9 protein-coding genes are annotated in these 11,185 nt (G+C 59.7%); 1 reads left to right on the top strand and 8 read right to left on the bottom strand.

Going from position 1 to position 11,185, the window contains the following annotated elements; translation table 11 throughout:
• Positions 1 to 2 precede the first annotated feature (2 nt).
• The 7 genes from gcvH to arcD (ACA068_RS22460) form a co-directional block, all read right to left on the bottom strand.
• Entirely contained in the window at positions 3 to 386 is a 384-nt protein-coding gene (gcvH, locus tag ACA068_RS22490) for a glycine cleavage system protein GcvH (RefSeq protein WP_497304879.1), read from the bottom strand.
• A 450-nt stretch (positions 387 to 836) separates the two neighbouring features.
• Positions 837 to 2,345 carry a transcriptional regulator GcsR gene (gene gcsR / locus ACA068_RS22485; protein ID WP_403107280.1) on the bottom strand — a complete coding sequence of 503 codons (1,509 nt, stop codon included), beginning with the start codon at positions 2,343 to 2,345 and terminating at the stop codon, positions 837 to 839.
• Between the two features lie 242 nt (positions 2,346 to 2,587).
• Entirely contained in the window at positions 2,588 to 2,950 is a 363-nt protein-coding gene (locus ACA068_RS22480; RefSeq protein ID WP_497304877.1) for a DUF5064 family protein, read from the bottom strand.
• A 12-nt stretch (positions 2,951 to 2,962) separates the two neighbouring features.
• On the bottom strand, positions 2,963 to 3,892 hold the full coding sequence (gene arcC, locus ACA068_RS22475; protein ID WP_497304876.1) for a carbamate kinase: 930 nt from the start codon (positions 3,890 to 3,892) through the stop codon (positions 2,963 to 2,965).
• Between the two features lie 169 nt (positions 3,893 to 4,061).
• Positions 4,062 to 5,072 carry an ornithine carbamoyltransferase gene (locus tag ACA068_RS22470; RefSeq protein WP_150639427.1) on the bottom strand — a complete coding sequence of 337 codons (1,011 nt, stop codon included), beginning with the start codon at positions 5,070 to 5,072 and terminating at the stop codon, positions 4,062 to 4,064.
• A gap of 70 nt (positions 5,073 to 5,142) precedes the next feature.
• Positions 5,143 to 6,399 carry an arginine deiminase gene (gene arcA, locus ACA068_RS22465; RefSeq protein ID WP_497304875.1) on the bottom strand — a complete coding sequence of 419 codons (1,257 nt, stop codon included), beginning with the start codon at positions 6,397 to 6,399 and terminating at the stop codon, positions 5,143 to 5,145.
• A 35-nt stretch (positions 6,400 to 6,434) separates the two neighbouring features.
• Positions 6,435 to 7,862 carry an arginine-ornithine antiporter gene (arcD, locus tag ACA068_RS22460; RefSeq protein ID WP_497304873.1) on the bottom strand — a complete coding sequence of 476 codons (1,428 nt, stop codon included), beginning with the start codon at positions 7,860 to 7,862 and terminating at the stop codon, positions 6,435 to 6,437.
• Between the two features lie 412 nt (positions 7,863 to 8,274).
• On the opposite strand from arcD (ACA068_RS22460), the gene arcD (ACA068_RS22455) reads away from it, so the two are divergent.
• On the top strand, positions 8,275 to 9,702 hold the full coding sequence (gene arcD, locus ACA068_RS22455) for an arginine-ornithine antiporter (RefSeq protein ID WP_497304871.1): 1,428 nt from the start codon (positions 8,275 to 8,277) through the stop codon (positions 9,700 to 9,702).
• 129 nt (positions 9,703 to 9,831) lie between these two features.
• On the opposite strand, the gene ACA068_RS22450 is transcribed toward arcD (ACA068_RS22455), so the two are convergent.
• The gene (locus ACA068_RS22450) at positions 9,832 to 11,163 is read right to left on the bottom strand and encodes a CoA transferase (RefSeq protein ID WP_497304868.1); all 1,332 of its coding nucleotides are present in this window, start codon (positions 11,161 to 11,163) and stop codon (positions 9,832 to 9,834) included.
• Between the last annotated feature and the right edge of the window lie 22 nt (positions 11,164 to 11,185).

Genomic DNA, 11,185 nt, shown 5'->3' with positions numbered 1-11,185 from the left:
CCTCAGGCTTCGGCGTTGGCTTTGATCAGACGGTCGTAAGCGTCCTGATCCAGCAGTTTGGCGACAGCCGAAGCGTCGGTTGGCTGAAAGCGGAAGAACCAGCCTTCGCCCATCGGGTCTTCGTTGACCAGTTCAGGGCTGCTGTCCAGCGCCGGGTTCACTTCCAGCACGTCACCGTCCAGTGGCATGTACACGCCGCTGGCAGCTTTTACCGATTCCACGGTGGCGGCTTCGGCGCCTTTGTCGTAGGACTGCAGCTCAGGCAGTTGTACGAAAACCACGTCGCCCAAGGCGTTCTGTGCGAAGGCGGTGATGCCGACTGTGACGGTGCCGTCAGCTTCGGTGCGCAGCCATTCGTGATCTTCAGTAAAACGCAACTCGCTCATGGAAACTCCTAAGGGGGCCAGACTCGTCTGGTGGACGCGATTGAATGCTGGGCTAAAGCCCTTCTTTATAGGTGGTTACTAAGCAAGATCGTGGCCAAAGTTGTTTAGTCTTTATAAATCAATGGTTTAAGTGATTTTGGCGTGCGCGAAAGTATTGCGCCTGTAGCGAAATCGCTACAGCCAGAAGCAAAGAAAAAAGCCTAGGAGGATCAAAGCCTTGCGCAGCGGTGTTCAGAGGAGAGTGTATCGTTATCGTTCCGCTGTAGCGCTTTCAGTACAGATGGAGGTGGTTTTTGAAGAGGTTTTGGGCCGGACACAAACCCTGTGGGAGTGAGCCTGCTCGCGATGGCGGTGTGTCAGTCAACACATGCAGCGACTGACACACCGCTATCGCGAGCAGGCTCGCTCCTACAGTGATTTTGTGTGGGGCGGGAGATTGTATTTCCGGCCTCACGGCTTGTTGGGAATCCCGTACTTGCGCAGTCGATGGGCGATGGCGGTGTGGGAGGTTTGCAGGCGGCTGGCCAGTTGCCGGGTCGAGGGGTAGCTGACGTAGAGTTTTTCCAGCAGGGTCTTTTCGAACTCTTCCATCGCCTGCTCCAGGCTATCAACGTCGCTGTCGCTCTGGCGCGCCACCGAGGTGCCGGCGATGTCGAGGTCGCCGATGTCCACCAGGCTGCTTTCGCAAATCGCCGCCGCACGGAAGATCACGTTCTGCAATTGCCGCACGTTGCCCGGCCAGCGGTTACCCAGCAGTGCAGGATAAGTCCCCGGCGCGAGACGACAGACCGGGCGCTGGATCTGCGCGCAGGCCTGCTGCATGAAATAGCGCGCCAGCAGCAGGATGTCCTGACCGCGTTCGCGCAGGGGCGGGACTTCGACATTCAGGACGTTGAGGCGATAGAACAAGTCTTCGCGGAACGAACCTTCGCTGACCATTTTTTCCAGATTGCGGTGAGTCGCGCTCAGGATTCGCACATTGACCTTTACCTCGCGATCACCGCCCACTCGCCGGAAGCTGCCGTCGTTGAGGAACCTCAGCAACTTCGCCTGCAAGTACGGCGACATTTCGCCGATCTCGTCGAGAAACACCGTGCCCTGGTTGGCCAGCTCCATCAACCCCGGTTTGCCGCCCCGTTGCGCGCCGGTGAAGGCGCCGGGGGCATAGCCGAACAGTTCGCTTTCGGCGAGGTTCTCCGGCAATGCCGCGCAGTTCAGCGCCAGGAACGGCGAGCTGTGCCGAGCGCTGATGGCGTGGCAGGCCCGCGCCACCAATTCTTTGCCGGTGCCGGTTTCGCCCTGGATCAGCAGCGGAGCATCGAGTGCCGCCACGCGCTGGGCGCGTGCCTTGAGGGTACGGATCGCCGGGGACTCGCCGAGCAACGCGTCGAAACCTTCTGCGTGATCGTGGTGCAGCGCCGAGAGGCGTTCGCCGATGCGGTTCGGTTGATACAGGGTCAGCAGGGCGCCGGCGTCGGTGATCGGCGTGGCGTCCAGTAGCAGGGTCTGGCCATTGACGGTGATCTCGCGCAACGGCAAGCGAAAGCCATTTTCGAGCAATACGCCGAGCAACGCCGGGTCGGCGAACAGGTCGGCGACGCTTTCACCGGCCGGTTCGCGCCCGTACAACGCGATCAGCGCCGGGTTGGCCAGCAGCACTTTGCCGTCGCTGTCGAGGGCCAGCACCGGGTCGGTCATGGCGGCGAGCAGCGCGTCGAGCTGCAAGTGCCGGCGTTGGCCGGGAAGAATGTCGACCACCGTCATCGCTTGCACGCCACGCACGCTGAGCAACGCATCGCGCAGCTCTTCGAGCACTTCCGGGCTCAGGGTCGGAGCGTCGATGTACACGTTGGGCGGGACCATTTCCACCGCATCCAGATTGAGATTGCGCCCACCGAGCAGGGCCAGGACTTCCTGGGTAATGCCGACGCGGTCGATGAAGCTGACGTGGATACGCATGGGGCGGTTTTCAATCTGGCGAGCGGAGGGGGGCAAGTATGCCTTGGGGCGGGTCTCAGGTGAAATGCACGTGTTCAACCTGTAGGAGCGAGGCTTGCCCGCGAAGAGGCCATCAAGACCGCTAAAAGCTTCGCGGGCAAGCCTCGCTCCTACAGGTCGTGGGCCGCAGTCTTTCAGTCGGCATCCATAGCGAATGAAAGTCCGTCATCGCGAGCAGGCTCGCTCCCATAAGGGGGCGTAGGTTACTCGAAGTTCTCGAGGTTTACCGGGTCGCCGGATTTCATATCCAACTGCTTGCGGATGTCTTCAAACATCAAATCGTAATGCTTGTGAATCGAGCCGATCTGGCTGTGTTTCTTCGGAATTCCGTGTTTCTCGGCGATATTCGTCACGTTGTTGGCGAAGTTGTAAGCCTCCTCCTTGGGCAGAAAGAAGGTCTCTTTCATGTCCTTTCCCTGCATGCTGCCGTGCAGGGTGAACAGTACCCCTTTGCCTTTGTTGGGATCCTGCGTGACCTCATAGTCGAGGTGCACGTTGTAGCTGACATCATCCGGGAGCTGCGCGTGGCGCTCGATGTGCAAGTGACCGGGCTCGAACGTTGCCATTGACGTTTCTCCTTATAAGTAAGTAATGCCAGGTTTCGCCGTGCTGATGCGCGTGCCGGCCCTGCCCTGGACGATCGCTTCGATGTCCGAGAGTGAACCGATCACCGCAGTTTTTCCAGTATGGCGGGCGAACTCGCAGGCCGCCTGCACCTTCGGTCCCATGGATCCGGCGGCGAAGCCGAGTTTTTCCAGTTCGTCGGGGTGGGCCTGGGCGATGGCTTTCTGGGTCGGTTTGCCGAAGTCGATGTAGACGGCGTTGACGTCGGTGGCGATCACCAGCAGATCGCTTTCCAGCTGTTCGGCCAGCAGCGCCGAGCACAGGTCTTTATCGATGACCGCTTCCACGCCTTGCAGTTTGCCGCTGGCGCCATACATTGTCGGGATGCCGCCACCGCCGGCGCAGATCACGATGCTGCCTTTTTCCAGCAGCCATTTGATCGGGCGGATTTCGAAGATGCGTTTGGGTCTCGGGCTGGCCACCACGCGACGGTATTTGTCGCCGTCCGGGGCAATCGCCCAGCCTTTCTCGGCGGCGAGTTTTTCCGCTTCGGCTTTGGCGTAGACCGGGCCGATGGGTTTGGTGGGGTTCTGGAACGCCGGGTCGTTGGCGTCGACTTCGACCTGGGTCAGGAGGGTGGCGAAGGGCACTTCGAAATCCAGCAGGTTACCCAGTTCCTGTTCGATGATGTAGCCGATCATGCCTTCGGTTTCGGCACCGAGCACGTCCAGCGGATAAGGCGAAACCGAGGTGTAAGCGGCGGCTTGCAACGACAACAACCCAACCTGCGGACCATTGCCGTGAGCGATCACCAGTTCGTTGCCGGCATAAATCTTGGCGATCTGTTCGGTGGCGACGCGGATGTTGGCGCGTTGATTGTCCGCGGTCATGGGTTCACCCCGGCGGAGCAGGGCGTTACCGCCCAGAGCAACGACGATACGCATAATGCAGTCCTTCTACAGAGAGCGGGCCAACGACTCGGTCTACTGTGGGAGCGGGCTTGCTCGCGAAAGCGTCCTGTCAGGCAGCATGGATGGTGACTGACACACCGCTTTCGCGAGCAAGCCCGCTCCCACATTGACCATGTTTCGTCAGTGGGAGCCGGATGGGCCGTTAGATATCCGCCAGCGCCGACACCAGGATCGCCTTGATGGTGTGCATGCGGTTTTCCGCTTGCTCGAAGGCGATGTTGGCCGGCGATTCGAAGACTTCTTCAGTCACCTCCACGCCATTGGCCAGGTTCGGGTAGCGCGCGGCGATGTCTTTGCCGACCTTGGTTTCGCTGTTGTGGAACGCCGGCAGGCAGTGCATGAATTTCACGCGCGGGTTGCCCGAGGCTTTCATCATCGCCGCGTTGACCTGGTACGGCAGCAGTTGCTCGATGCGCTCGTCCCACGCTTCCACCGGCTCACCCATCGACACCCAGATGTCGGTGTGGATGAAGTCCACGCCCTTGACCGCTTCCTTCGGGTCTTCGGTGATGGTGATGCGCGCGCCGCTTTCCTCAGCGAAGGCTTTGCACTGGGCGATGAAATCAGCGTGCGGCCACAAGGCTTTCGGTGCGGCGATGCGCACGTCCATGCCGAGTTTGGCGCCGATCATCAGCAGCGAGTTGCCCATGTTGTAGCGCGCGTCGCCGAGGTAGGCGTAGCTGATGTCGTGCAGTGGCTTGTCGCTGTGCTCACGCATGGTCAGGGTGTCGGCAATCATTTGTGTCGGGTGGAATTCGGCGGTCAGGCCGTTGAACACCGGCACACCGGCGAACTTGGCCAGCTCTTCGACGATTTCCTGTTCGAAGCCCCGGTACTCGATGGCGTCGAACATCCGCCCCAGCACGCGGGCGGTGTCTTTCATGCTTTCCTTGTGGCCGATCTGCGACGACACCGGGTCGATGTAGGTGACGTGGGCGCCTTGGTCATGGGCCGCGACTTCGAAGGCGCAACGGGTGCGGGTCGAGGTTTTTTCGAAGATCAACGCGATGTTTTTGCCTTGCAGGTGCGGACGCTCGGTGCCGGTGTACTTGGCGCGCTTGAGGTCGCGGGAGAGGTCCAGCAGGTAATTGAGCTCGCGAGTCGTGTGGTGCATCAGCGAGAGCAGGCTGCGGTTGCGCATATTGAAAGCCATTTTGGATCTCCTTGGGTTTCGGTTATCCGCCTGCTTCGCGCTTTATGAGCGCGAAGCAGGGCATAAAAAATTAATAGTCGATAGGGTCGCGAATGATCGGGCAGGTCATGCAGTGGCCGCCGCCACGGCCACGTCCCAGTTCGCCGGCGCTGATGGTGATGACTTCCACGCCGGCCTTGCGCAGCAGGGTGTTGGTGTAGGTGTTGCGGTCGTAGCCGATCACCACGCCGGGCTCCAGGGCCACCACGTTGTTGCCGTCGTCCCATTGCTCGCGTTCGGCGGCGAAGCTGTTGCCGCCGGTTTCCACCACGCGCAGCGCTTTGAGGTTGAGGGCCTTGGCGACGGTGTCGAGGAAGCTGGTTTCTTCGCGGCGAATATCGATGCCGCCCGGTTTGCTTTCGTCAGGGCGCAAGGTGAAGGCGACGATCTGGTTCACCACTTCCGGGAAGATCGTGACGAGGTCGCGGTCGCAGAAGCTGAACACGGTGTCCAGGTGCATCGCTGCGCGGGACTTCGGCAGGCCGGCGACGATGACCTTCTCGACGGCTTTGTTCTTGAACAGGTTCACCGCCAGTTGGCCGATGGCCTGGCGGGACGAACGCTCGCCCATGCCGATCAACACCACACCGTTGCCGATCGGCATCACATCGCCGCCCTCGAGGGTGGCGTTGCCGTGTTCCTGGTCCGGGTCGCCGTACCAGATTTCAAAGTCGGCGTTGGTGAACTGTGGGTGGAATTTGTAGATGGCGCTGGCCAGCAGGGTTTCCTGACGACGCGCCGGCCAGTACATCGGGTTCAGCGTCACGCCACCGTAGATCCAGCAGGTGGTGTCGCGGGTGAACTGGGTGTTGGGCAGCGGCGGCAGAATGAAGCTGGAGTGGCCGAGGAAATCGCGGAACATCTGGATGGTCTTGCCACCGAAGCTGTCCGGCAGGTCATCGGCGGAGACGCCGCCGATCAGGAACTCGGCGATATGGCGCGGCTCCAGGCTGCGCAACCACGAACCCACTTCGTGGATCAGGCCCAGGCCAACCGAGTTGGCGGTGACCTTTCGTTCCAGAATCCAGTCGAGGGCTTCAGGGATTGCAACGATGTCGGTCAGCAGGTTGTGCATTTCCAGCACATCAATGTTGCGTTCACGCATCTTGGTGACGAAGTCGAAATGGTCGCGCTTGGCCTGGGCCACCCACAGCACGTCATCGAAAAGCAACTCGTCGCAGTTATTCGGGGTCAGCCTCTGATGGGCCAGACCTGGGGAGCAAACCAGGACTTTGCGCAGTTTGCCGGCTTCGGAATGTACGCCGTACTTAACTTTTTCCGTGGTCATTACAGTGATCCTCCAGATGACAAATGAGTCGTGTGTTACAGGGTCAGGAAGCCGTCATACAGGCCGTAGGCCGCCACCAGGGCGCCCACGACAACGGCGGCGAAAATCAGCTTCTCGACGTTGGTGAAAACCGGTTTGTTGACTTCCAGCTTGGCCTTGGCGAACAGGATCGCGCCGGGGGCATAGAGCAGGGCGGAGAGCAGCAGGTATTTGACGCCGCCGGCATAGATCAGCCAGATCGCGTAAATCAACGCAACGGCGCCGATGAACAGGTCTTTGCTGCGTTCGGCCGCTGCGTTTTCATAGCTCTCGCCACGTACCGCCAGCAGCAGGGCGTAAGCCGCTGACCACAGGTAAGGCACCAGAATCATCGAGGTGGCGAGGTAGATCAGCGACAGGTAAGTGCTGGCCGAAAACAGGGTGATGATCAGAAACAGCTGAACCATAGCGTTGGTCAGCCACAAGGCATTGACCGGTACATGGTTGGCGTTTTCCTTGCGCAGAAACGCCGGCATGGTGTGGTCCTTGGCGGCGGCGAACATGATCTCCGCACACAGCAGCACCCACGACAGCAACGCACCGAGCAGGGAAATGATCAGGCCAACACTGATGAACGCCGCGCCCCACGGACCGACCACGTGTTCCAGCACCGCCGCCATCGACGGGTTCTGCAATTTGGCCAGTTCCGGTTGGGTCATGATGCCCAGCGACAGCACGTTCACCAGCACCAGAAACAGCAACACGGTGATGAAACCGATCACGGTGGCCTTACCGACGTCGCTGCGTTTTTCCGCGCGGGCCGAGAAGATGCTCGCACCTTCGATGCCGATGAACACCCAAACGGTGACCAGCATCATGTTGCGCACCTGGTTCATCACACTGCCCAGGTCCGGGTTTTTCACACCCCAGATGTCAGCGGTGAAGATGTCCAGTTTGAACGCGAAAACTGCGATCAGGACAAACAACACCAGCGGCACGATCTTGGCGACGGTGGTCACCAGGTTGATGAACGCCGCTTCCTTGATTCCGCGCAATACCAGGAAGTGCACCGCCCAGAGCAGCACCGACGCACCGATCACGGCGGCAATGGTGTTGCCTTCTCCGAAGATCGGAAAGAAGTAGCCGAGGGTGCTGAACAACAGCACGAAATAACCGACGTTGCCCAGCCACGCACTGATCCAGTAACCCCAGGCGGACGAGAAACCCATGTAGTCGCCAAAACCGGCCTTGGCATAGGCGTAGACACCACCATCCAGGTCAGGCTTGCGGTTGGCCAGGGTTTGAAAGACGAACGCGAGGGTCAGCATGCCGACCGCGGTAATGGCCCAACCGATCAGCACGGCGCCGACATCGGCACTGGCGGCCATGTTCTGGGGCAAAGAGAAAATCCCGCCACCAATCATAGAGCCGACAACCAGTGCAACCAGTGCGCCGAGTTTCAGTTTTCCGGGGGTATCAGACATTGCATGACTCCAATGCAGGAGAAGAGAGACAACAGACTAAATCTATTAACTGTTCAATTAGCTGACATAGATCAGTGCATGGGCACATTCCATTGTTAATGAAAGACTTATGAACTTTTCGCGGGCATAACTGTATAAACGCAAATGCCCTTTCCAGAGGCCTCGGCTAGATTTAATGGGCGTAACCGGAATTACTTGGAGTTTTGAAGCTAGTCTGTTTTCGGGTTTACGCAAATTTTTGATGTCTGTTTTCAGTACGGAATTGCTTTATCAGGAATGACACATAAAACTGCTATGTGCCATTTGTCATAGATTGGTCGGTTATAAATAAAACTCGTTTATAGGCGTTAATTAATAAACGTTACTGCGCTTTATCTATTTGGTTAAATAATTGAACGAAGGGGAGCTCCCAATGTCGCAACCGACGCAAAAGCTTCGCCTGAGTGCGCTGATCGCCCTGGTGGTGGGATCGATGATTGGCGGCGGGATTTTTTCCTTGCCGCAAAACATGGCGGCGCGTGCCGATGTCGGGGCGATATTGATTGGTTGGGCGATCACCGCCATCGGCATGCTGACCCTGGCCTTCGTGTTCCAGACCCTGGCCAACCGCAAACCCGAACTGGACTCCGGGGTGTACGCCTACGCCAAGGCCGGGTTCGGCGATTACATGGGGTTTTCATCCGCGTGGGGTTACTGGATCAGTGCGTGGCTGGGCAACGTCGGGTATTTCGTGTTGCTGTTCAGCACCCTCGGTTACTTCTTTCCGGTGTTTGGCCAAGGCAATACGCCGATCGCCATCGGCTGCGCCTCGGTGTTGCTGTGGGCCGTGCATTTTCTGGTGCTGCGCGGGATCAAGGAGGCGACCTTCATCAACCAGCTGACCACCGTGGCCAAGATCGTGCCGCTGATCATGTTCATCGTCATCGCCGCGGTGGCCTTCAAGGCGGACATTTTTACCCGCGACATCTGGGGCCGCAGCAACCCGAATTTCGGCGGCGTGATGGACCAGGTGCGCAACATGATGCTGGTCACCGTGTTCGTGTTCATCGGCATTGAAGGCGCCAGTGTGTATTCGGCCAGGGCGCAGAAACGCTCGGATGTCGGCCGGGCAACGGTGATCGGTTTTCTCGGCGTGTTGGCGTTGTTGGTGCTGGTGAACGTGTTATCCCTGGGGATCATGAGCCAACCCGAATTGGCCACCTTGCAGAACCCGTCGCTGGCGGCGGTGCTGGAGCATATCGTCGGTCCTTGGGGGGCGCTGCTGATCAGTATTGGCCTGGCGATTTCGCTGCTGGGTGCATTGTTGTCCTGGGCGCTGCTCTGCGCCGAAATTCTCTTCGCCACCGCTAAAGACAAGACCATGCCGGCCTTCCTGACCAAGGAAAACGCCAATCATGTGCCGGTCAATGCGCTGTGGCTGACCAACGTGATGATCCAGATTTTCCTGCTGATCACGCTGTTTTCGGCCGGCACTTACACCAGCCTGATCTACCTAGCGTCGTCGATGATCCTGGTGCCTTATCTGTGGTCGGCGGCGTATGCGGTGCTGTTGAGCGGACGCGGCGAAACCTACGAGCACGCCTCGGCTGAGCGGACCAAGGACCTGATGATCGGCGGCATCGCCCTGGGTTACGCGGTGTGGTTGTTGTACGCGGGCGGGGTGAAGTATTTGCTGCTGTCGGCGCTGTTGTATGCGCCGGGGGTGATCTTGTTCGCCAAGGCCAAGCGTGAGCAAGGCGAGCCGTTGTTTACCCATATCGAGAAAGGGATTTTTACCTGCGTCATCAGCGGGGCAGGACTGGCGGCGTATGGGTTGTACAGCGGGTTGCTGTCGTTGTGAGGTGGCTGCGGGCACCGGTTTTTGTGTTGAGTGTTCCGGCCCCTTCGCGAGCAAGCTCGCTCCCATAGGTTTTGTGCTCGACGCAGATCCAATGTGGGAGCGAGCCTGCTCGCGATAGCTATCTGACGGTCACCACCACTGCGCGCGATGGGCACCCAATTCGGAAGCTGGAAGTGACCATTGCAATGGAGTCCCGGTTATTTTCAGCGGCACATGAAGCCGATGTGCCGGCCCCCAAGGCGTTTGCTCAATCAACATCCCTTGGTCGTTTTCATCTTCAGCTCGCAGCGCCTCACCCGTCCCGGCACCGTTTTCAATCAACAACTTCGCCGTGCGTGCCAACGACAACCTGGCCGACCCACCACGCCCCAACAACGTGATTGCCGCAGCCGCCATCAAATACCCGGTTGCATGATCCAGCGCCTGAACCGGCAGCGGCGTCGGTTTGTCCGCTTTCTTCCACTGCCTGCCCGCGTCGGCAATGCCGCTGCTCATCTGTACCAGGCTGTCGAAGCCGCGACGGTTCTGCCACGGGCCGCTCCAACCGTAGGCGTTGAGGCACACATCAATCAGGCCCGGCGCCAGTTTTTTCCGCTCGGCGACACCGTAGCCCAACTTTTCCAGTGCATCGGCGCGGTAGCCGTGGAGCACGATATCGGCGTCCTTGAGCAAGTTTTCGAACACGGCTCGATCGTCATTGCTGTGCAGGTCCAGCCGCGCGCAGCGTTTGCCCAACGTGACTTCAGGCACCACGCCCGGTTCGTTCCAGGTCGGTGGGTCGATGCGCAACACATCGGCGCCGAGGCCGGCGAGAAAACGACTGGCGACGGGACCGGCCAACACGCGGGTCAAGTCCAGCACCTTGATGCCTGCCAACGGTTGGGCCACAGAACCTTTCCAGGGTTTCGCGTGTTGACCTTCGTCGGCGCTGAACTGAATCAATGGCTCGGCGTTCACCGCCAGACCTTGGGGATGCGCCTGCCATTGTGCCCAGCTGCGCATCTCGGCGGCGCAACCACCGGCATCGACCACGGCCTGTTCCAGATCGGTTTTCGCCCATTGCGCAACCTTGCTCGCCATCGCCGCATGGTCGGCACAGGCGCCGAGCACGCTTTCGGCGGCGGCGCGGTGATGCGGCGTGTTGGTGTGCAGGCGGATCCAGCCATCCTGGGTCGCGTAGTCACCGGCCACCGGGTCCCACAGCGGTGGAACGCTCCAGCCCACGGGGCGGATTGAGGTGGCGAACCAGAAAGAGGTTAGGCGGCGGTCGACTTCAAGGCCGGGTAAACGACCGGTGTGTTGCTGCAGCAACTCGCTGACCGCCTGACCGGCAGCAGCGAGGCTGGCGCAGGCCAGGTCAGTCACGGCAAACGCCGAGGGCAGGGCGCCGCTCGACGTAGAGGGAATTGGCGTGTTAGGCAAGCCGAGTGCGGCTTGAATGGACGTGAGTAAACCAGTCATCGAAGGCCCTCCGGAACGAGAG

Source organism: Pseudomonas sp. LBUM1660, from assembly GCF_059695935.1.
Note: the sequence above shows the minus strand (reverse complement) of the source record. Positions and strands in the feature narration are given on the sequence as shown.

Coding starts and splice junctions, on each gene's coding strand:
- gcvH (WP_497304879.1), bottom strand. CDS start 386: ATGAGCGAGTTGCGTTTTACTGAAGATCACGAATGGCTGCGCACCGAA.
- gcsR (WP_403107280.1), bottom strand. CDS start 2,345: ATGCGTATCCACGTCAGCTTCATCGACCGCGTCGGCATTACCCAGGAA.
- ACA068_RS22480 (WP_497304877.1), bottom strand. CDS start 2,950: ATGGCAACGTTCGAGCCCGGTCACTTGCACATCGAGCGCCACGCGCAG.
- arcC (WP_497304876.1), bottom strand. CDS start 3,892: ATGCGTATCGTCGTTGCTCTGGGCGGTAACGCCCTGCTCCGCCGGGGT.
- ACA068_RS22470 (WP_150639427.1), bottom strand. CDS start 5,072: ATGGCTTTCAATATGCGCAACCGCAGCCTGCTCTCGCTGATGCACCAC.
- arcA (WP_497304875.1), bottom strand. CDS start 6,399: ATGACCACGGAAAAAGTTAAGTACGGCGTACATTCCGAAGCCGGCAAA.
- arcD (WP_497304873.1), bottom strand. CDS start 7,862: ATGTCTGATACCCCCGGAAAACTGAAACTCGGCGCACTGGTTGCACTG.
- arcD (WP_497304871.1), top strand. CDS start 8,275: ATGTCGCAACCGACGCAAAAGCTTCGCCTGAGTGCGCTGATCGCCCTG.
- ACA068_RS22450 (WP_497304868.1), bottom strand. CDS start 11,163: ATGACTGGTTTACTCACGTCCATTCAAGCCGCACTCGGCTTGCCTAAC.